Consider the following 21,403-nt stretch of genomic DNA (forward strand, 5'->3'; position numbering starts at 1 on the left):
TTTATTACCATCTACTTTTACGCTTATATCGCGTAAAACATCTGTAAAAAAATTACTAACACATCAAATTTCTAAATTTGCTAAAGTAATTGTCTATCATACGTTGAGATCATGATGATGAACACAATAAAGTCCAAAGTTCTTATAGTGTGTAGTTCACTGTTTTTATTGACTACACCCAGTTTAAGTACTGCACAAAATACTTTGTTTTCTAAACAGAATACAGCACAAAAAGAATGGGTTGGACACTCAGCACCAGATTTCAAATTACAAGATCAAGATGGAAAATGGCATACCCTAAATCAATATAAAGGTAAGTGGATCGTACTTTATTTTTATCCTAAAGATGACACAGCTGGATGTACCCAAGAAGCCAATCAATTCAAAGCACTCTACCCTGAGTTTTTACAATCAAATGCTGTTGTACTAGGCGCGAGTTTAGACGATGTTGCTTCACATCAAAAATTCTCAGAAAAGTTAGGCTTACCCTTTCCAATTCTGGCAGATGAAAAAGGAACGCTTGCTGGAAAATTTGGCATCGTGAGAAATCTAGGTATTACTAAAATCGCTAAACGAGAAAGCTTTCTAATTGATCCAAAAGGTGCGGTGATATATCACTATACAAGTGTTAATACACAAACTCATGCTGATCAGGTTCTAAAAGATTTAAAAACCTTGCAGAAAAATAAATCATGAGGTTATAAAAAAACTCAGCCAAGGCTGAGTTTTTTTATTTGAAACATCTTACATTTGAGATTGAATATAATTCTGCAAACCGATTAACTCAATCAATCGTAATTGTTTTTCTAACCAATAAGTATGATCTTCTTCCGTATCTGAAAGTTGCTGACGCAACATATCTCGGCTAATAAAATCACCTTTTTCTTCACACAATTTTATACCTGTCGCCAATTTCTCACGGACGTGATATTCAAGTGCTAAATCTGCTTTTAAACAGCTCACCACATCCGTACCAACATTAATGTCTTCACGGTTCATGTTTGGCTGCGCGCCTAAAAACAAAACACGGCGAATAATTGCATCTGCATGTGAGGCTTCTTCCTGCATTTCATGATCAATGCGCTCATAAATCTTGCTCAAGCCCCAATCTTCGTACATTCTTGAATGGATTAAATATTGATCACGAGCAGCCAATTCACCGCCAATGAGCATATTTAAATAGTCGACGACTTCTGGATTGCCACGCATAATATTTACTCCTATCGATTACCGTTATTATGCGTAAGTTCGATTAAAATTGCAAAGCTCACAGACACGTAAACCCATGATTTTTATAAAATTAAAATGAGAAACATACGCATTTACAGTTCTCATTAAACTAATTTATTGAAATAAAATAAGCGTTTGCAATTAATTCAGGTGTCGCACGTCACTCGAATAGTCATGACCCCCTTTATTTTAATTTTTGTAACGGTTAGCAATGCTTCTTATTTAAATCATTTTTCAAGTAAAAAGTAAGAAATTCTTTCAACCGTTGTGTATTTAGGTAAAATTCGCTAAATAGAATCATTTACAAAAAGCAGCATGCGGAAATACAAAATGGATAAGAGCAAACCGATTTTAGTGACTGGGGCGACGGGTTATATTGCAGGTTGGATTATTGAACGACTCTTGAATCAGGGATATATCGTTCATGCAACGGTTCGTGATCCATCAAAAAAAGATAAAATCCAACATCTGTACGACATCGCAGAAAAATCTTTAGGACAGATTCATTTTTTTAAAGCTGATTTATTACAAGCTGGGGCGTTTGATAAGTCAATGAAAGGATGTGAAATCGTTATTCACACCGCCTCACCTTTCGTTGTGACAAACTATAAAGATGCCGTAAAAGATATTATTGAGCCTGCTGTGATTGGCACTGAGAATGTTTTAAACAGCGTCAATCGAACTGAATCAGTCAAACGTGTGGTACTGACATCAAGTATTGCATCAACTTATGGCGATGCGATTGAGATTCTTGATACTAAAAACAATGAATTTGATGAAAGCCACTGGAACAATACCAGCAGTGAAACTCATCAACCTTATCCATTTTCAAAAGTTGCAGCAGAACGTAAAGCCTGGGAAATGGCTGAACAACAAAATCGTTGGGATTTAGTCTGCATTAATCCAGCATTGGTGATGGGACCATCATTAACTGCCAATACACAATCAGGTAGTGTTGAAGTTTTACAGCAATTTGCCAATGGTATGACTTTACTCGGTGTACCGCCCATGTGGAATGGCATCGTTGATGTCCGTGATGTAGCTGATGCACATATTCAAGCTGCAAGTAACACCAATGCAAAAGGACGCTATATTATCAGTGGTGGAACTTTAAGTTTATTGGAAATGGGGAGAATCTTACGTCAGAATTTTGGCAATCGTTTTCCTTTCCCGCGTAATCAACTCCCAAAATCAGCATTTAAATTATTTGGACCATTCGCTGGATTTTCGAGATCATTCGTTGAACTCAATATGGGTTATCCAATTTATTTTAATGCGAAAAAGAGTCAACAAGAGCTGGGAATACAATACCGAGATATTGAATCTAGCGTCGTTGAACACTTTCAACAATTACTCGATGACGGTGTCGTTAAAAAATATCTTTAACTCATCAAAAAGCCGCTTTTAAAGCGGCTTTTATTTGTTCAAATCTTCAAGTCAATTAGGTTTGATATTGAGCCAAAAAGTCTAAAAATTCTTGCTCATTCATTACTCGAATTTCTAATTTTTGCGCTTTTTCTAATTTACTGCCCGCTTTCTCACCCGCAACTACACATTTAGTTTTACTGGAAACACTGCCACTTACTCGAGCACCCAGCGCTTGAAGACGTTGTGTTGCCTCATCACGCCCCATACTTTCCAATGTTCCTGTGACGACCCAACTCTCACCATTGAGTGGCTGACGAGTCGGTGCTGTCGGTGCATCCCAATGAATGCCAGCTGCCATTAAACGATCTAACACTTCGATGTTATGCGGTGCTTGGAAAAAGTCAGCGATCCATTCAGCAGTAATATCACCGACATCAGGAGTTTTCTTAAGTTCTTCAACATCAGCTGCTTTCAAAGCATCCAAGGTCTGAAAGGTATTTGCAAGCATACGTGCTGTCGTTTCACCAACACCACGAATACCCAAACCATAAATAAAACGCGCTAATGTGGTTTTTTTACTGGCTTCAATGGCATCAATTAAGTTCTGAACCGATTTCTCACCCATTTTTTCAATGGTCAGTAACGTCGCCCGATGTTCATGCAGGTGATAAATATCTGCCACATCTTTCAGTAAATCGAGATGTAACAATGACTCAACCCAACGATCACCCAAACCCTCGATATCAAGAGCTTTACGTGAAACAAAGTGTCGAATGGCTTCAATACGTTGCGCAGCACAATACAAGCCACCTGAACAACGTGCTAAAGCTTCGCCTTCTGGCATGACCACTGGTGAATCACATACTGGACAATTCGTAGGGAGATGAACAATCTCCGCATCAGTAGGTCGGAACTCAGTCCAAACTTTCTCAACCTTTGGAATCACATCACCAGTACGATATACACTCACCGTGTCACCAACACGCACATCTAAACGATGAATTTCCCCGATATTGTGTAAAGTCACATTCGAAACAGTTACACCACCGACAAATACAGGTGCAAGACGTGCAACCGGTGTCAGTGTTCCGGTACGTCCGACTTGCCAATCTATATTTTCGACTTTGGTTAAAGCTGCTTGTGCTGGAAATTTATAAGCAGTTGCCCAGCGTGGTTCACGACTTAAGAAGCCCAATTGTTGTTGCTGTTTCAGGTCATCGACCTTTACTACCATGCCATCAATTTCAACATTTAAATCTGGGCGTTCTTGTTGAATCTGCTCATAACGTTGTTGAACTTCTTCAATCGACTCGCAAAGATATTGTCTTTCGGCGATTTCAAAACCAAATTTGGTAAGCCAATGCAAACTGTCATGCATCGTTGCTAAACCGTGATGTGGTTGACACTGTGCGATCCCATAAGCATAGAATGCTAAAGGACGTGATGCTGCGATATTAGGATCAAGTTGTCTTAAACTACCAGCTGCAGCGTTTCGGGGGTTCGCAAAAGTTTTTTCACCTTTGGCCGCTTGATCAGCATTAAGCTTTTCAAACCCTTGTTTTGGCATTAATACTTCACCACGCACTTCTAAAAGCTGTGGTATAGCTTGAGATTGACCTGATAGAACCTTCGGCAAATTGCGAATGGTCTTCACGTTCTGAGTAATATCTTCACCAGTTTCACCATCGCCACGCGTCACGCCACGCACCAACACACCATTTTCATACCAAAGTGAGATCGCTAAACCATCTAGTTTCAGCTCGACTTCATATTGCACTTTCTGATTGGGTAAACGCTCATCTATACGACGGGCAAAAGCAAATAACTCTTCTTGATTAAAGACATTGCCCAATGACAACATCGGTACAACATGAGTCACACTTTCAAATTTCGACAGTGCTTGACCACCCACTTTATTGGTTGGGGTATCTGCTTGGATGCATTCAGGGTATTGTTGTTCTAATGCTTTAAGCTGATGAAATAAATGGTCATATTCACTATCTGAAATCGAAGGCTGATCCATCACATAGTAAGCATGATTGTGTTTTGCAATGAGCTGAATTAATTGACGCATTTGCTCAATCACTGAATTATGTTCCATTTACTTTTCACCATATAAAAGGGCGGAAAAACCGCCCTATAACTTTTCACTCAATTCATTATAAAAGATTAATTAGGTCGCTGCTTGATTTGAACGATAGTCAATCACATGGTGACGCCAATGTTCTTTCAATTGCGGCGTAAACTCTAAGTTATTTTCATCATAGACTTTGCCATCCACTTCACGAGCAATTAAGCCCGCGATACTGGTCATCATGTCATAACCAGTGACTGCTTTGCTATTTGGTAATGCCAAGAAAAATGCCAAGCCTTGAACCTGTTCACCAGATAAGGTTTCCAAATCGAAACCTGCAGGTCCATGGTCGGTAATACGTAAGACAGAGAACATCAAAGCACTTGGCTCATCGGTATTTTCATAACGATGGAAGCAAGACATTTCTCCATAGCGTAAACCATATTTGAGTAAAACTTTTAGCGCTTTATCACCAGATAAGGCACGGCGAGGATTTGGATAAACATTTAATGCAATAATCTGTTCAGCTGTAGCTAATGCACTTTCATCATCATAACGTTGTTGTTCATGCAAATGTACATCCAGAATATTGCTTTCTCCATCAAATTCAGCGATTTCAACAGTTTCAATATTAGGATTTAAACTCAGCTCTGGTTCAGCTTTAATTTGCTCTGACTGAGTTTCCTCTGTGGTTGTATCCGACTCTTCAACCTTCACCACTTGTTCAGTGAGGGATGAGTCAATTTCAGTCGTTTCCTGAGTTGATTTTTGTTCTTCAACATCTGTTTCCGAGGTAACTGCAACCTCACTGATGGTATCTTCAGCTTTCTCATCTAGCGGTTGTTCTACTTTTTCTTCAACAATCACGTCTTGTTTTGGTGATTCATTGCGTGGTTCGACCTCAACCGCTTCATCATTTAAACGAGGTTCAACACGTTCAGTGCTTGGACTCACCACGTCATTTTGTAGAAGTTGGTCTCGTACATGACGAGGAATTACAGGCTGATTACTTTCAGGATTAATATGTAATTCTGCTTCTAATGAAGGTTCAACTGGTTTGGGTTTTCTTAAAATCATGGTCAAACCAACAAGCATAATTACAACGGCGACAACAATGCCTATTATTGTATTCACTTCCATACTAGGACTCCGCAACTAACCCGTATTCTTTTGCCTGTTTAGGGGGGAATGATGATTATTTCAGCCATGCCTGCGTTATTAGCTAAAACCACGTAAACAAGGCATGAAATGCAGACAATGGTACTTCCCTTGTCAAATTTCATAACGAAGTTTACGGCAGTTTTTAGCCATAACCCTGCGGGACAGGGACATTTTTTGTCGCTGCGTTGTTACTCATTACTTATTTAGAATAACTAAATTACGTAATTCGTGCCTAGCATCGCCTAAGAAATGTCCTCTGTCGCAAGCATGTGTGGAATATCAACATCCCCCAGATCAACAGTCACTAATTTTGATGTACCTGGCTCTGGCATGGTTACACCCAACAAATCTGTCGCCATTGTCATTGCCAATTTATTATGTGTAATGTAAATGAATTGCACTTGTTCAGAAAGCTCTTTTACCAAATTACAATACCGCTGCACATTTGCATCATCCAATGGCGCATCGACCTCATCCAAAACACAAAATGGTGCTGGATTTAATCTAAAGATCGCAAAAACCAAAGCTAAAGCAGTTAAAGTCTTTTCTCCACCTGAAAGTAGGGCCAAGGAACTATTCCGCTTACCAGGTGGGCGCGCCATCAACTTTACACCTGATTGCCAATCATCTTCGAGGCTTAGAGTCGCTTCACCACCACCAAACACTTTCGGAAACAACGTTTGTAACTCTTGATTGACCTGATCAAATGTTGTCATAAATAACTTACGTGTTTCCTGATCAATGCTCTTCATCGCGTCTTTGAGTTGGTCTACAGTATTTTGTAAATCCTGCATTTGATGATTAAGCTCATCAAAACGCTGAGAGACTTCCTCATATTCTTGTGAAGCTGCCAAATTCACAGCACCAATTTTTTCAAATTGTTGCTGTGCTTTTTCAAGTTTTTGCTGATGTTCTTTAATTTCAATCGATACGTCTTGGAGAGCCTCAGCATTTAATTCTTTTAGCTGATCGAGATAGTGCTCCCGATCAGACTTAGCTGCCTGCCAAGCTAAACGCTTTTGCTCCAACTGCTCACGCACTTGTTCATCTTTTTGTTGGGCTTGATGACGTTGCTCAGTCAACTGTTGCTGTTTTTCTTGAACCTGATTCAGCTCAAGCTGCCATTCACTCCAGTTTTTTTGCAATTTTTCTGTTTGTTGAAACTGCTCTTGAAACTGTGACTCTAAATTTGGAAGCTCCAATTGAATCGGATCAACAAATTTCTTTGCCTGCTCTATTTGCTCGATAATCTGTCGATATTGTGTTTTTAAGAAAGAAATATCTTTCTCTAATAATTCTATTTGCTGATTGGCCTGTGAGGTTTGACGGCGAAGTGTCTCTCGTTGTTGCTGTTGTTGTGTGAGTTGCTGTTGCTGCTCATCTAACTGTTCATTCAGACTTTCAACCTGAAACTGCAAGGTTTTATAATTTGGTAATACGGCTTCTAATTTCAGTGCAAGTGCATGTAGATCAATCTCTAAATCATCACGCTGCATTGCATCTTCTTCGAGCTGTATATCCAACTGTTTAAGTTGATCCGCTAACTGTTGTTGCTGTACCACAAATGCCTGTGCCGTACTTTGTAGCTTGGCAATTTGCACATCGAGCTGTTGTAATTCTTTTTGTTTTTGCTTAAGGCTTTGCTGTTGTTGCACTAAGGTCTGTTGCTGCTGTTGCAAGCTTTGCTGCTGTTGTGAAAATTGATTTTCCAAATCAAGCAACTGTGGCTGCTTTTCTACAAGTTGTTGTTCGATTTCCTCTAAACGCACTTGATGACTTAGTATGCCCTGTGCACTTTGGCTATCTTCATCATAATGCAGGCCAATCATCCAGTCCGCACCAACATGATAACCATCAAGCGTCAAAATCGATTGCGCATGCTTAAGATCAGCCTGATAATTCAATGCTGTTGTTAAATCATCTGCAACGGCAACATTTGCCCAAAGTGAAGATTGCGGGGTTTCGATAAAATCACTTAAACAACGCAGTTGTTGTATTTGAATCTTTTGTTGCGTAGATGATTTTAACTGACGAGCCACATCTTCTTGGAATGTTTGTCCACTCTCAATCAACTGCGCTTGTAACCATTTAGCTAAAAATTTCTCAATGATCATGGCATAGGCTTTGCCTTGAGCCGTTAAACGCAAGCTTTGCATCAATCGAACCGCATTTTGATCATGCTTCGGATTTTGTTTTGCAACGAATTGATTTAAGTTTTTTTGCTCAGCCAATAAAACCTGAATCTCTGTTTTTAGGCTTTGTAGATCCGTCTTATTTGACTGTTGCTGATCTTGCTGTGTCTGTACCTCGTACTGTAACTGGTCAATTGCAGTTTCTAACAGAACAATTTCTTGCTGCAATTGTTGCTGTAATTGTTCGAGCTGTTCTTGCTCATCATTCTGAACTTGTGCACGAATCTGACTGGTTTGTGCTTGTAAGGTCTGCTTTTGTTGTTCAAGCCTTAAAACATTTTTCGTCAATTGCTCAATTTGTGCTGCCATTTGCAATTTTTTTTGCTGTTGCTGCTCAACTTGAGTTTTGAGTTGCTCAAATTGCTGCTGGGCTTGTTTTTGCTGGGCTTGAACATCCGTAAAGTTTTGCTCAGATGATTGCGTTTGCTGTTCCAATGCCAGCAATGTTTCATTTTGCTCATCAAACTGAGTGCTAAGCGTTTCTACCTGTAACTCTGATAATTGTAAGCGCTCTTTGGTTTGAAGCTTTTGCTGCTCAAGTTGAGCCAAACTACTACTATTTTGCTGAAATAGACTTTGTTTCTGCTCCAGTGTCATTTTCAACTCAGCAAGTTTTTTCTCTGCTTGCTGCCATTCCTGCTGCAAAGGCGATGATTGCTGAATTAAACGCTGGAATAATGCACTGGTCGCTTCTAGGTCATGCTCAATGGTATTTGACTCAGAACGAACCAGTTTGAAACGCTCACCAAGTTCTGTCATTTCTACGGTATATTCTTGTTGTAACTTGTGACTTTGATTGGCTTGAAAAGAAAGGATTTCAATTTTTAAATGACGAATTTGGCTTTCTAGCGTTTTATATTGAATTGCGGCTTCAGACTGACGTTTTAGCGTTCTTAGCTGTGATTTTAACTCAACAGCGATATCTTCTAAACGTGCTAGATTCTGTTCGGTATGTTCTAAATGCTGTAGCGTCTCACGACGACGTGCCTGATAGCGGGAAACACCTGCCGCTTCTTCAATAAACACACGCATTTCTTCAGGTTTGGCTTCGACTAGACGGCTAATCATGCCCTGCTCAATCACCGCATAAGAACGCGGTCCTAAGCCTGTACCCAAGAAAATATCGGTAATATCACGACGACGGCACCGTGTACCATTTAAGAAGTATTCCGACTTACCTTCACGCGTCACTTGGCGACGAACAGCAAGCTCATTATAGGCATTATAAGCGCCACCTAATTTGCCATAGGTATTATCAAAACGAAGTTCTACACTGGCCACACCGACAGGCTTACGCTTGGATGTCCCTGTGAAAATAACATCCTGCATACTGCCGCCACGCAATTGACGTGCGTTGGACTCGCCCATAACCCAACGAATCGCATCAATGACATTCGACTTTCCACAACCGTTCGGCCCAACAACCGCAGTACGGTTGGTCTTAAAATGTAAAGTGGTACTATCGGCAAAAGATTTAAAGCCTGAAAGTTTTAAACTGCTTAAACGCATACTGCCCTAACTAACGGCGTGAGCGTCTCGCCCAAGCCAATTCAATCTGTTTCATACGTGTCAGAGATTCCAACACAAGGTTACGCAAGTGTCGACAAAAATCTTCCATAAATAAAGCAGCTTGTTGTGATTTTCGGATCAAAATAGCATCAATCACGAGCTTAAATAGCGTAAATGATTCTTGCAGCTCACGACGTGAGGTATTTAAGGTTAAAAAATAACTACGACGCAGAGATGGCAACAGTTCTTTATAGAATTGCATTAAATAAGGATTTGCCACCATGTCATGCTGTTCAGCTAAATAATTAAAAATTGCGTCATAAAATTTCTCAATATCCCCGGCTCTAACAAACTCAACCAACTGATCCAACATAACTTGCAATTGTTCAGCTTCGTTGACACGCCATGTCTCACTAATCCGCTGCACAATATGCCCAAGTACCATGACGTTGGTATCAAACAAGGCTTTAACCTGTTGAGCGGACATTTCAGAAACAATCGCACCACGACGTGGGAAAATTTCGATCAGATAAGTACGTTCTAGTAATAATAATGCTTCACGGACAGAACCCCGACTGACATCCAATTCTTTAGCGATACGTAATTCTTGGATGCGTTCACCCTCAACCAACTCACCGCTAATGATTTGTTCACTAATATATTTTGCAATCTGTTCAGAAAGACTATCAGCCTCTTCAAGATTCATGGGCCCCTCGCTATCTTTGTTATACGCATTGTCCAATGCTATTTGCGCTTTTTTGTTTTAACTGATCTGGCGCTATAAATTCTATATCATTGTCTGACAATTTTATTGCTTTTTAAGCCAATCATATGGAAAAAAACCACGCAGCCCCCTGTTTTCAATAAAAACATTAACTTTTCTACTTTTAATATCAAATATTTATGTATAAATTTTAGCGATCAACCATATATCTGAAATATAGAATCAACAAAAATATTTATTGATACAAATCACACTAAATAAAATTTAATAAAAATAAGTCACATAAAATACATATTCATCTAGGTAATTTCCAATAGGTGCACAAAAGCTGCATTTTTTTAACCAAAGGGCTTAAAAAAGCCCTTTATATACAAAATAACAGCCTACTGTGACCAACAGCCCTGCAAAACATTTTTTTAACATCGCTGGAGACAAACGGTGTGCCACGCGTGCACCGACTTTCGCTGTAATAAAGCTCATTATGCTAATGCCTATAAAAGCATAAATATGAACATAACCAATGGTATTTGGCACCTCTACTTGCTGTTTAGTACCAAACCACATAAACCCCACTGCACCAGCAACCGCGATCGGTAAACCACATGCCGCAGAAGTTGCGACTGCTTTTTGCATTACCACACCATATCGATTTAGGAAAGGAACTGTTAAGCTCCCCCCACCGATACCAAAAATTGCAGATGCGACCCCAATTCCGCCTCCAGCAGCCAATTGAATCGAAGCGGATGGTAAATGGCGATTTGGGTCTACTACACCATGTGCACCTCTAAACATTTTAAATGCCATCCAAATTGCAAATATACCGATCACCAATTGCAAATGCTGACCAGACATAAGATCTGCAATACCAGCCCCTAAAAATGAACCTAGAACCAAACCTGGTGCCAAATTACGAAAAACCGACCACAAGACTGCCCCTTTTTTATGATGAGCCATCACTGAACTGATCGAAGTCACAATAATCGTCGCCAAAGATGTTCCTACGGCAATATGCATGATGACGTTAGGGTCATAATTTAGTTGAGTGAAAACAATATATAAAATTGGAACAATAATTAATCCACCGCCCACGCCAAATAGCCCTGCGGTAAATCCAGCAATTGCACCAATCAGCAAATATATGATTAACTCCATAAATACATGACCACTCTACTTAAAAATGATGGATGATTTCGTAACACGTCAACTACAGCAATTGCTTAGTGCCAAAGGCCAATTTCCCGAAGTGGTTTTACTCAAAACTACGACCACATCAACCAACGATGATATGCGTGAAATTGCTCAAAAAGGTATAAGCACAGGATTGGTGTGCAGTGAACAACAAACACAAGGTCGCGGTCAACACCAAAGAGCCTGGTCATCACCAGAAGGCAATATTTATTTAAGCACATTGATTCAAAGTCAAACGGCCTTGGATGGTCGTCTTGCGCTTGAAATTGCATTAAATATTTTACAAATGCCAAGTCTGCACAGTTTAAATCTACAAGTAAAATGGCCCAATGATTTATATAGTCCTCAAGGTAAATGGGGCGGAATCTTGGTTGAACCTTTATCAAGCAATCAAGCAATTGTCGGGGTGGGCATTAACCTCAACACACCGCCCGTCGAAAATGCAGATCAAGCGATCACATCACTGCATATGCTCGGCTTACATCAAATTGATCGACTTACATTGATTGCAGAATTGTATACAGCGATTCAACAAGCAGCTCAATGGTTTGAACATGGCTCTTATAACTTAGCTGAACGCTTCAATCATCATGCGATTTGGATCAACCAACCCGTTGAATTTGAACATACTCAAGGCAAAGTTCAAGGGATTTTTCAAGGGATTTCAAATGATGGTGCTGTCCTTATCCGTACAGATCACACGCAAACTTTTTATCAAGGTCGGTTAAGACTTACATCGCATTAAGGAATAAAACCACTTATGAAAAGTTTATGGCTAGATATCGGCAATACACGTCTTAAATATTGGATAACTGAAGGTGAGCATGTCATTGAGCATGCCGCTGAACTACATTTACAATCCCCAGCAGATCTACTCTTAGGTTTGATCCAACATTTTCGCTACCAAAACCTCAGCCGTGTCGGAATTTCTTCGGTATTGGACAGTGAGAATAATCAACGTATTCAAAGTATTCTTGATATTCTTGATATACCCGTCATTTTTGCAAAAGTGCATGCAGATTATGCAGGTCTGCAATGTGGTTATGATGTACCAAACCAACTCGGGATTGATCGTTGGTTACAAGTTTTGGCAGTTGCGCATGTAAATAAAAACTATTGTGTAATTGGTTGTGGAACTGCTCTAACAATCGACCTAGTAGAAGGTATGCAGCATCTTGGTGGATATATCTTACCGAACTTATATTTACAACGAGATGCACTCATCCAAAATACCAAAGGCATTAAAATTCCTGATTCTGCTTTTGATAATTTAAAACCAGGACACAACACTGTCGATGCTGTCCATCATGGCATTTTATTGGGACTGATCAGTAGCATTGATCAAATTATGCAGCAATCTCCAAAGAAACTTATTTTAACGGGTGGAGATGCAAATTTATTTGCAAAGTTCCTGAATCATTATCAACCACAAGTTGAACCAGATTTACTTCTAAAAGGCTTACGACAATATGTTCAACTTAGTTCAACTTTGAGTAAGGCTTGAATAATGGGTAAAAGTTGAGGAAATTCTGAATAACCATCTTCTGCACGAAAATGTCCAGCTTGTGCTACTTCGATCAACTGCGCATTGAGTAAATGTGAAAACTTAAAACTAAATGGAACAGGTACTATTGGATTGTTACTCGAAAAAACAACGACTCTACGCTGGATATTTAACCGCAATATTCCAGCATCGATTTTACAATGATTTATAAATGAATCTAATGCTGGATAATTTGGAATTGACTCATTAAAACCGGCAATAAATATGCCTGCCTTTATCGTTTTTTGTTGCAGTTTTTTCGTCAGATATCGAGCAACCGCTACACAAGAAAGCCCATGGGCCACAACTATACTTTGTTCATCCATTTTTTTTAACTGTGCTTCCAAACAGGTCTGCCAAATCTCAGGATCCGGATGACTCGCATCAGCTAAAAAAATCCGCTCAACAGTAACATTTAACAGTTTGAGCTGTTGTTCCAACCAAACATACCAGTGCTGATCTGGATCAGCGTTCATACAATGTGCAATATACACCGTATTCATTATATTTTGAGACATATTTGACATTATTATTCAATATAAAACATAGACTTAAAATTAATTTTGCTCCTTTAAAACCAGATTGAATATCGATTTTTTGTATTAATTTTATACAACATCACTCGATATAGATTAATAAAAAAGGCGCATAACGCGCCTTTTAGAAATGATGGTTCAATTATTTTTTGGAATCATTATTTCCAAATAATGGTCCCATACCACCGCCACCACCAAATTGTTTTTGCATATTGCCTAGTGATTTAAGCATCTTGCTCATACCAGATGGATTGGCGAACTTCTTCATCATTTTCGCCATCTGCGCTTGTTGCTTAATGAGTTTATTCACTTCAGCGACATCCATACCACAACCCGCAGCAATACGCTTTTTACGACTCGGATTCATCAAGTCAGGATTACGACGCTCTTTAATCGTCATCGACTGGATGATTGCTTCCATACGTTTCACTTGTTTTTCAGGATTTGCTTTTTCAATCGCATCCTGAATACCAGAGTTACTCATACCTGGGAGCTTATCCAAGAAGCCCATCATGCCGCCCATTTTGCTCATTTGCTCAAATTGCATCAGCATATCTTCAAAGTTGAAGGTGCCGCCCTTTTGCAATTTCTTCGCCATTTTTTCGGCTTTTTCTTTGTCGATTTTACGTTCAACTTCTTCGACCAAAGAAAGGACGTCACCCATCCCCAAGATACGTTGTGCAACACGATCTGGATGGAATGGCTCTAACGCATCCAGTTTCTCACCAATCCCCAAGAACTTGATTGGCTTGCCTGTAATGGCACGAACAGAAAGTGCCGCACCACCACGCGCGTCACCATCAGTTTTGGTCAAGATCACACCCGTTAAAGCCAAAGCATCGTTAAACGCTTTTGCTGTATTGGCAGCATCCTGACCTGTCATCGCATCAACGACAAACAAAGTTTCTGTTGGTTTAACCGCAGCATGTAATTCTTTGATCTCATCCATCATGTCATCATCGACATGGAGACGACCCGCCGTATCGACAATCAAGACATCCGCAAATTGAATCTTCGCTTGTTCAATCGCGCGATTTACAATATCAATTGGTCTTTCAGATGCTTGCGATGGAATAAAACCAACACCGACTTCGTTCGATACGGTTTCTAACTGCTTGATCGCTGCTGGTCGATACACGTCAGCAGAAACCGTCATTACTTTTTTCTTTTGGCGTTCTTTTAAGAAGCGTGCCAATTTTGCTGCGGTTGTGGTTTTACCCGCACCTTGCAAACCTGCAAGGAGTACAACGACAGGTGGCTTAGCACTTAAATCTAAAGTTTCATTTGCCTCCCCCATCATCTTGGTGAGTTCATCATAGACAATTTTTACAAATGCCTGACCAGGAGAAAGCTGTGTCATGACCTCTTGACCGAGTGCTTCTTCCTTCACCTTCGCGATAAATTCACGAGTTACAGGTAACGCCACATCGGCTTCAAGAAGTGCCATACGTACTTCACGTAGGGTATCTTTAATATTGTCTTCGGTCAGCTGCCCTGAGCCAGTAACATTTCTTAAACTCTGTGTGAGTCGTTCTGTTAAGGTATCAAACATTGCGAAATCCGCTTAAAATGGCTAGTTGCAAAAAAATCTTTCTTAAAATAGAAAATTTATGCATAAGATGCTATAGGATACTGTAGTTCGCAGCGAATTTATATCTTATATGGTGAATATTATTCATCCCCCTAAAAAAGGTTTGACATGATCAGTCTCCCCTTGGTTTACACAATTTTGGCACTTGTGGCTTATACCAGTTCTTTTTGGTATTTGTTTATTCGTCTAATGTCAAAACGTACACCAAATCTTTGGTGTTACGGTCTTCTCGTTGGTTTAGGACTGTTATTACACGGTGTAGTTCTCTATCAAGACATGATGACACCAATGGGCATCAACTATGATGTGTTTAACCTTATCTCGTTCACCTCAGGGCTTATGCTCACCTTGAGTTTAATCCTTAGCCTGATTCGCCCCGTTTTACCTTTAAATCTGATCGGTACGCCCGTTGCTGCATTTGGTTTAATTCTAGGATTTGTATATAGCAAGCCAAATCAATTTATTGAGTTGCATAGTCTTGGATTAGATCTACATATTATCTTATCGCTTTCAGCCTATGCTGTACTTTTAATGGCAACCATTCATGCCGTTCTCTTGTGGTTCCAAGACAGAGAACTGAAAAAAAAGCAAAAAAAACGGATTTGGGTCAATTTACTCCCTCCCTTTCAAGTGATGGAATCATTACTCTTTGATTTAATTATTACAGGATTTGCTCTACTCACTGCCGCCTTATTATTTGGCTTCTTTACCATTGATAATTTCTTTGCCCAACACCTTGCGCATAAAACTGCGTTTAGCATAATTTCGTGGTTTTTATATGGTGCTTTGTTGATTGGACATTACAAATTTGGTTGGCGTGGACGCAAAGCGATTCGTTTTACAATTACAGGTTTTATCTTGCTCGCGATTGGTTTTATTGGCAGTAAATTTGTACTCGAAATGATCTTAGGACGTTAAGTATTTCGTGGATGAATAAACACTAGACAGCGTTTCTTAAAATGCGTATAACGCTGTTTTCGCTTAACTAGGTAACCACCGTGAAACTTGTACTTGCCCCAATGGAAGGTCTAACTGATCCAATCATGCGTGATGTTCTCACTCATGTGGGCAGCTTTGATTGGTGCGTGACCGAGTTTATTCGTATTACAGACAGTATTCTACCAGACCATATTTATTATAATTTTTGTCCTGAACTACAAACGGATGGCAAAACTGCTGCGGGTACACCTGTCCACGTTCAGTTTCTAGGAAATAATCCCGATATGCTGGCAGCGAATGCAGCTAAAGTTGTTGAACTTGGCGCGCCAGCAATTGATCTTAATTTTGGTTGTCCAGCCAAAACGGTCAACCGCCATCGTGGTGGTTCAGTGCTACTCGATGAACCTGAAACTGTTCATTTATTAGTAAAAGCAGTACGTGACGCTGTACCTTCTCACATCCCTGTTTCAGCCAAAATGCGTTTAGGTTATCTGGATGAAAATCATACGATGGAAAATGCTCATGCCATTGAAGATGCAGGTGCTAGTTGGTTAACCGTACATGCAAGAACCAAAGCCGATGGTTATACTCCGCCCGCATATTGGGAAAAAATCCAACCGATCACTGAAGCATTAAAAATCAATGTGATTGCCAATGGTGAAATTTGGAACAATACTGATGCTAAGGCATGTCTGACCCAATCTCACTGTACAGATCTTATGATTGGTCGTGGTGCTGTGACCACCCCAGATTTAACCCAGTGTATCCGCCAAAATGTTGATTATGCTTTATTAAGTTGGCAAGATTTGGTTGAATTACAACATCGTTTTTTAAGTGGTCAATTTAAAACTGAAATTGGCATGATTGGTCGTTATAAACAATGGTTAGGTATGATGACCAAGGCATACCCTGAGGCACAAGAACTTTGGGGACAAGTAAAGCGAATGAAACAATTGGAACAGATTTTGGTCTGCCTAAATCATACCAATTAAACCTCTGCCTATAAAAAAGAGCGGATCCATACCGCTCTTTTTTTACAGGTAAACTTTATGCAATTGAGCTACATTCCACCAACATTAACTCTTAGATTGGTCACTGAAGCGCCTGTTATACCAACATTTCCAATGGATGCATTCGGTAATGCATGGAATGTTCCCGTCGCACTCTGCCCCGCAGTACCTAAAGTTACATTATTCAACTTCAAATCAAATTTGCTGCTTTCACCAGTATTGCCAAAAACTAAACCCGTATTTTCAATACCGGCATAAAAACCATTTAATGCAAAAGCATTACCCTCATGGCCTGTTAACTGCAAATCAAAACTGGCACCGACTGGCGCTGTTGACGCATCTCCTGCAGTTGCATAGTCTGATACGAGTATCATATTACAACCCGTTCCAGCGCCACAAATAGAATTAATTCCGCCACCAAATAATACCATCCGATTTTGGGGAGCTGCTCCTAATTGGATGTTAAAGTTTGGCTTATTATTTGGATCAAAAGCGATATCGATATTACTATTTGAGCGTAAAATTTCTTTAACATTTGTTTTCGGAATATTACCTGACCCAAACATTGAGTTAGTTGTATAAACATCTGCAATTAATGTTGAAAGCGCTGTACTTGTCGCTGCATAAATTGAAAATGGGGAAATACGAATTCCATCTACACCATCAAAAGATAAAGCAATATTAGCAAATGCACCATTTAAACCAGTACCACGATCCGTATCAATCACAGCCTTTAATCCTAGTTGTGTTGAAGATCCAGCAGATAAACCAGATACCTTAACATTCTGCGCAGCTGTTCCCGCAACACCTGCAACAACTAGACCTGCTTTATTAGTGTAATTATCTGGATCGGTATGCCCTGTATAAGACAAACCATCCTTATCAATCATAGCAATCTGTTTAAATTCAATATCTGTATTTATCGTAATACTTAACCCATCTTGTCCTGTTGCTAATGACAAGCTTTGGTCATCCATTGGTTGCATTGCCATTGTAAATGAGCTTAATAACAACAATGACACATATCCTAGTTTCTTATTCATTGCCCTAATCCGTAGACAAGTGTTTAAAAAATACTCACACCAAAGTAACACAATTTTTATATTCCTCAATCCTTTTCAGATGAGATGAGCCCTTAATTACGAGGCATAATACTAAATTGGCTACTCAAACGACCGCCCGTGATTGCCATTTCACCCAAACGTGCTCCTTTTCCAGTTTCTGGTGGATATAAATTTATATCACGGATTCTTAAAACGCCTTCAGTAGTACGTTGAGGGTTAAAAGTAAGATCTGTATTAAAACTAACCACCCCTTCAGCACCATTCTGACCAGCTTTAGGTTCAATCACAATTGCATTATCAAATGCAACTTTACCAGTAATGTTATCCAAGCCAACAGTTGACTTATCAATTGGGTCACTAATTTGTATGGTATTTTTATCACCTGTTAGCTGAAAATCTCCCACAATATTAAGACGGTTTCCTGTGCCATCAGCTTTATATTCACTGTTTGGAATCAGTGAAAGATTCATATTTCCGCCTAAACGCAGGTTCAAACCAAATAGAACATCATCTTCATTTGCAAAATTATTATTAGGAGCAAAACTTTTATTAGTACAAGCCGATATAGGATTAGTGATACAACTTTGATAAGTTGCGCCAGGTAAATATCCTGCAGCAACTTCGGCAGCCATCACAATTAACATATCTTCAAGACTAACATTCATGCTTCCTTTTTCAACACCAATACTACCCGTTCCTTTTAGGAGCATATCAATGTTACGTAGTCCCATGTAATAATCTGTAGCACCATCGATAACTAAAATAGAGGTTGTTTTATTCCCCAGTTTCGTATTATTCACTGGATCTCGATCAATACCATATGTGTTCATTGCCAGTGAGAAGCCCAAACGTGGAGTCTGTCCTGTACCAACTGCAATACCTTGAGTATTACCCTGCTGATAATAATAAACTTTACTCGCATCAACAGTCGTTCCAAACATTGCCATATTTGCGTTTAAACCATAAAAAGGCAATGCCAGCCCCCATTGATTATTATTATGCTCAGCAATATTAGGAACGCTTTGTCCAAAAGCATCATTGGTTCTTGCACTATTGGTAAAACGTCCACGTTTTGATAATGCTTGGAATTCAGCTCCGCGAACAGCGACAAGTAAACTATAAGGGTTTGCTGTACTTGCTCCCTTATGGATATTCTGAATATAATCAGCATCTGTTGTCAGTGTACTGTTGTCACCAAACCGGCTCGTTTGGAAAGCATAGTTTGCTGGTAAAAAAACTGACTTGGTGTCTGCAAGATTTATATAAACATCACCGCTATTAAAAGAACCACGTGTTCCCTGTTGTAATCCAGTTAAATTACCAAACTCAAAGCCATAAGTATTTAGTCCAGCTCCACCAATTTCCAGAGTTGTTGCTTTTCCATCACTACCCAACATTGAATCATTATCTATAGTAAAGTCCGCCCCCATTCTAAAACCAATGCCAGTATTGCCAATGACGTTACTACCACTTTTAGCCTCACCTAGAATGTTCGTGCCATCTGGATGACCATAACTTGTACCATATACGGGGTTACCTTTCCCCTCACTACTTATACCGCGCAACTGTAAATAGCCATTAACCATACGGCCACTCGCACCCACACGAATTAAACCATTTGCACCTTGAGGACTTTTCGTTAACTGATTAATTGCATACGGATCTGTTTTACTTACATTCTCATTAAGCATAAACTCCAAATTTAACCCAGCATTTGTTAGATCCGAATAGCTACCAGCAATTAAACTATTACTGGCTGCATCGGATGCACGGATAAAATCAACATAGCCATGTGTCGAACTAGGTGCGGTTGCTAACCCAGCTTTACTAACACCATCCGCATTTGTTTGTAACTTAAAACCTTCTATAGCATCAATAAACATGACGCCCTTACCAAGAAAATTAAAGTTAAGATTTTTTAAAATTAACTGGTTTAACTCATCATTAACATCAGTTTGCTCTAAATATACATTGGCATTATTGATTCCTAGTTTAAGCGTAGACTGTCCTGTTTTACTAAATAATCCATCGCGAGTTTTGAAATCGATATCAATCACTGAACTCGTTTGAATAGCCATATTCCCAATTGGATCGCTACAAGTCTGGCTAGCTTCTGTATCACAAATTTTAAACTTATCAATCGTAATTAAGGATGGGTTTGTTGCAATACTCAAGTCTAAGCCAACTTTACCATCAGCATGACTACCACTATTAATCTTATAGCTCGTGCCAGGTGTAAGTGAACTAGAATTACTTTGTGCAATTTTAAAATCTTCAGCAACTGCTCTCAATTTATTATTGGTTGCACTTGCAGTCCCTCTCCCAGCATCATCCTCCCAATACAACTGTTTGACATTGACTTCATCAAAACTCGTATTGATTGAAATACCATCTTGACCGTTGACTTGTCGCAATGCACTATCATCTAAACTTTGCATGGCATAAGCAGAATGACTAATCATCAATAGACTTGCTGCAAGTGTATTAAGCGTAAAATATACGAGTTTGTGATTTTGATTGTTTTTTTTCATCACTTCAGTCCTTTGAAATCTACACTTAATTAACAACGCGGATGGCTACCATCACAGCCAAATACCTTAATTGTTCCTTGTAATGCAAGATTACCGTTCATTCGTAAACCCATAAATCCTGTTTCTTTACCATGATCATAAGCAGAGTTTGGTGCATTTGAAGCATTATAAACAGAGTTTTTCAGATAACCATAACCATTCGTAGGTGGATTATTTGGATCTGTTCCTTCTACCACTTTTTCAGTCGTAGTATCAATATAACTCGTAAAGTCATCTTGCTCGATTGATAGTGCATTAAAACCAAAATTACGAATTAAGATTGGTGATGTAGCTTGATAGCTTAATTGAATAGCAGGTTTAATCGTATCACCATAAACTAAATCAACCCCGTCTAAACCTAATTTTTGAATATCAACCGTACCTTGTATACCCTTAAAAACCAACCACAACCTATAGGCAGGATTGTCAATGGTTGGATTACTAACTGCATTATTATTGGCATCGACAAAACGTCTATTCACAGAAAGCGCAAGTCGACAATAAGCTAAATTTATACAAGCACTCTCATCAAATACATACTTTCCATTTTTTAATCGATGATTTAACGACAATTTAAGTGATAAATCAGCCCCTGCCTGTGCTTCTACAGCTTGCAGCTCACTGTTATCTAATGCTTGCAATCCTGCATGCGCAATACTGGCGCTACATAATAGGAGAAAAATTGATAACTTTTTCATCTCTTA

At 39.3% G+C, this 21,403-nt stretch carries 17 protein-coding genes; 6 read left to right on the forward strand and 11 right to left on the reverse strand.

Going from position 1 to position 21,403, the window contains the following annotated elements; translation table 11 throughout:
- Positions 1-114 precede the first annotated feature (114 nt).
- Complete coding sequence (locus tag DK207_RS04965) at positions 115-696, forward strand: peroxiredoxin (protein WP_109440219.1); 582 nt, start codon at positions 115-117, stop codon at positions 694-696.
- A gap of 48 nt (positions 697-744) precedes the next feature.
- Here the strand turns inward: DK207_RS04965 and ftn are convergent, their stop codons facing one another.
- On the reverse strand, positions 745-1,209 hold the full coding sequence (ftn, locus tag DK207_RS04970) for a heteropolymeric bacterioferritin subunit Ftn (RefSeq protein ID WP_109440220.1): 465 nt from the start codon (positions 1,207-1,209) through the stop codon (positions 745-747).
- Between the two features lie 351 nt (positions 1,210-1,560).
- Here ftn and DK207_RS04975 point away from each other — a divergent pair, with 351 nt between their 5' ends.
- Entirely contained in the window at positions 1,561-2,616 is a 1,056-nt protein-coding gene (locus tag DK207_RS04975; protein WP_109440221.1) for an SDR family oxidoreductase, read from the forward strand.
- 55 nt (positions 2,617-2,671) lie between these two features.
- Here the strand turns inward: DK207_RS04975 and ligA are convergent, their stop codons facing one another.
- The 5 genes from ligA to DK207_RS05000 all read right to left on the reverse strand — a co-directional run bounded on the left by ligA (position 2,672) and on the right by DK207_RS05000 (position 11,410).
- Positions 2,672-4,699: an NAD-dependent DNA ligase LigA gene (ligA, locus tag DK207_RS04980; protein WP_109440222.1), complete on the reverse strand. Its 2,028-nt coding sequence runs from the start codon at positions 4,697-4,699 to the stop codon at positions 2,672-2,674.
- Between the two features lie 72 nt (positions 4,700-4,771).
- Positions 4,772-5,812 (reverse strand): cell division protein ZipA C-terminal FtsZ-binding domain-containing protein, encoded by a 1,041-nt coding sequence (locus DK207_RS04985; protein ID WP_109440223.1) that lies wholly within the window; start codon positions 5,810-5,812, stop codon positions 4,772-4,774.
- A gap of 263 nt (positions 5,813-6,075) precedes the next feature.
- Complete coding sequence (gene smc / locus DK207_RS04990) at positions 6,076-9,534, reverse strand: chromosome segregation protein SMC (protein ID WP_109440224.1); 3,459 nt, start codon at positions 9,532-9,534, stop codon at positions 6,076-6,078.
- A gap of 10 nt (positions 9,535-9,544) precedes the next feature.
- Positions 9,545-10,240, reverse strand: a complete 696-nt coding sequence (locus DK207_RS04995) for a GntR family transcriptional regulator (protein WP_005081419.1) — start codon at positions 10,238-10,240, stop codon at positions 9,545-9,547.
- Positions 10,241-10,609: 369 nt separating this feature from the next.
- Positions 10,610-11,410, reverse strand: a complete 801-nt coding sequence (locus DK207_RS05000) for a sulfite exporter TauE/SafE family protein (protein ID WP_100833338.1) — start codon at positions 11,408-11,410, stop codon at positions 10,610-10,612.
- 25 nt (positions 11,411-11,435) lie between these two features.
- Here DK207_RS05000 and DK207_RS05005 point away from each other — a divergent pair, with 25 nt between their 5' ends.
- Positions 11,436-12,191: a biotin--[acetyl-CoA-carboxylase] ligase gene (locus DK207_RS05005; protein ID WP_100833337.1), complete on the forward strand. Its 756-nt coding sequence runs from the start codon at positions 11,436-11,438 to the stop codon at positions 12,189-12,191.
- Positions 12,192-12,206: 15 nt separating this feature from the next.
- Entirely contained in the window at positions 12,207-12,950 is a 744-nt protein-coding gene (locus tag DK207_RS05010; protein WP_005091515.1) for a pantothenate kinase, read from the forward strand.
- On the opposite strand, the gene DK207_RS05015 is transcribed toward DK207_RS05010, so the two are convergent.
- Both DK207_RS05015 and ffh read right to left on the reverse strand, forming a co-directional pair.
- Positions 12,920-13,507, reverse strand: a complete 588-nt coding sequence (locus DK207_RS05015) for an RBBP9/YdeN family alpha/beta hydrolase (RefSeq protein ID WP_109440257.1) — start codon at positions 13,505-13,507, stop codon at positions 12,920-12,922. The two genes, DK207_RS05010 and DK207_RS05015, sit on opposite strands and share 31 nt — an antisense overlap.
- 160 nt (positions 13,508-13,667) lie before the next feature.
- Entirely contained in the window at positions 13,668-15,077 is a 1,410-nt protein-coding gene (gene ffh / locus DK207_RS05020; protein ID WP_004638090.1) for a signal recognition particle protein, read from the reverse strand.
- A gap of 147 nt (positions 15,078-15,224) precedes the next feature.
- Here ffh and DK207_RS05025 point away from each other — a divergent pair, with 147 nt between their 5' ends.
- Together DK207_RS05025 and DK207_RS05030 are read left to right on the forward strand one after the other, a co-directional pair.
- Positions 15,225-16,034, forward strand: a complete 810-nt coding sequence (locus DK207_RS05025) for a cytochrome C assembly family protein (RefSeq protein ID WP_004761875.1) — start codon at positions 15,225-15,227, stop codon at positions 16,032-16,034.
- Between the two features lie 80 nt (positions 16,035-16,114).
- A complete protein-coding gene (locus tag DK207_RS05030; RefSeq protein WP_005081408.1) occupies positions 16,115-17,047 on the forward strand; it encodes a tRNA dihydrouridine synthase in 933 nt (310 codons plus the stop codon).
- A 68-nt stretch (positions 17,048-17,115) separates the two neighbouring features.
- Here DK207_RS05030 and DK207_RS05035 read toward each other — a convergent pair whose 3' ends face one another.
- The 3 genes from DK207_RS05035 to DK207_RS05045 all read right to left on the reverse strand — a co-directional run bounded on the left by DK207_RS05035 (position 17,116) and on the right by DK207_RS05045 (position 21,397).
- Positions 17,116-18,108 (reverse strand): DUF6160 family protein, encoded by a 993-nt coding sequence (locus DK207_RS05035; protein WP_109440225.1) that lies wholly within the window; start codon positions 18,106-18,108, stop codon positions 17,116-17,118.
- Between the two features lie 92 nt (positions 18,109-18,200).
- Complete coding sequence (locus tag DK207_RS05040; RefSeq protein ID WP_109440226.1) at positions 18,201-20,660, reverse strand: DUF6160 family protein; 2,460 nt, start codon at positions 20,658-20,660, stop codon at positions 18,201-18,203.
- A gap of 29 nt (positions 20,661-20,689) precedes the next feature.
- On the reverse strand, positions 20,690-21,397 hold the full coding sequence (locus DK207_RS05045; RefSeq protein ID WP_109440227.1) for a hypothetical protein: 708 nt from the start codon (positions 21,395-21,397) through the stop codon (positions 20,690-20,692).
- Between the last annotated feature and the right edge of the window lie 6 nt (positions 21,398-21,403).

Source organism: Acinetobacter haemolyticus (assembly GCF_900406815.1).
In the GTDB taxonomy this organism is placed as follows: domain Bacteria; phylum Pseudomonadota; class Gammaproteobacteria; order Pseudomonadales; family Moraxellaceae; genus Acinetobacter; species Acinetobacter haemolyticus_A.

Bases quoted from the DNA above. Each gene is read 5' to 3' on its own strand.
- DK207_RS04965 (WP_109440219.1), top strand. From the start codon at position 115: ATGATGAACACAATAAAGTCCAAAGTTCTTATAGTGTGTAGTTCACTG.
- ftn (WP_109440220.1), bottom strand. From the start codon at position 1,209: ATGCGTGGCAATCCAGAAGTCGTCGACTATTTAAATATGCTCATTGGC.
- DK207_RS04975 (WP_109440221.1), top strand. From the start codon at position 1,561: ATGGATAAGAGCAAACCGATTTTAGTGACTGGGGCGACGGGTTATATT.
- ligA (WP_109440222.1), bottom strand. From the start codon at position 4,699: ATGGAACATAATTCAGTGATTGAGCAAATGCGTCAATTAATTCAGCTC.
- DK207_RS04985 (WP_109440223.1), bottom strand. From the start codon at position 5,812: ATGGAAGTGAATACAATAATAGGCATTGTTGTCGCCGTTGTAATTATG.
- smc (WP_109440224.1), bottom strand. From the start codon at position 9,534: ATGCGTTTAAGCAGTTTAAAACTTTCAGGCTTTAAATCTTTTGCCGAT.
- DK207_RS04995 (WP_005081419.1), bottom strand. From the start codon at position 10,240: ATGAATCTTGAAGAGGCTGATAGTCTTTCTGAACAGATTGCAAAATAT.
- DK207_RS05000 (WP_100833338.1), bottom strand. From the start codon at position 11,410: ATGGAGTTAATCATATATTTGCTGATTGGTGCAATTGCTGGATTTACC.
- DK207_RS05005 (WP_100833337.1), top strand. From the start codon at position 11,436: ATGATGGATGATTTCGTAACACGTCAACTACAGCAATTGCTTAGTGCC.
- DK207_RS05010 (WP_005091515.1), top strand. From the start codon at position 12,207: ATGAAAAGTTTATGGCTAGATATCGGCAATACACGTCTTAAATATTGG.
- DK207_RS05015 (WP_109440257.1), bottom strand. From the start codon at position 13,507: ATGTCTCAAAATATAATGAATACGGTGTATATTGCACATTGTATGAAC.
- ffh (WP_004638090.1), bottom strand. From the start codon at position 15,077: ATGTTTGATACCTTAACAGAACGACTCACACAGAGTTTAAGAAATGTT.
- DK207_RS05025 (WP_004761875.1), top strand. From the start codon at position 15,225: ATGATCAGTCTCCCCTTGGTTTACACAATTTTGGCACTTGTGGCTTAT.
- DK207_RS05035 (WP_109440225.1), bottom strand. From the start codon at position 18,108: ATGAATAAGAAACTAGGATATGTGTCATTGTTGTTATTAAGCTCATTT.
- DK207_RS05040 (WP_109440226.1), bottom strand. From the start codon at position 20,660: ATGAAAAAAAACAATCAAAATCACAAACTCGTATATTTTACGCTTAAT.
- DK207_RS05045 (WP_109440227.1), bottom strand. From the start codon at position 21,397: ATGAAAAAGTTATCAATTTTTCTCCTATTATGTAGCGCCAGTATTGCG.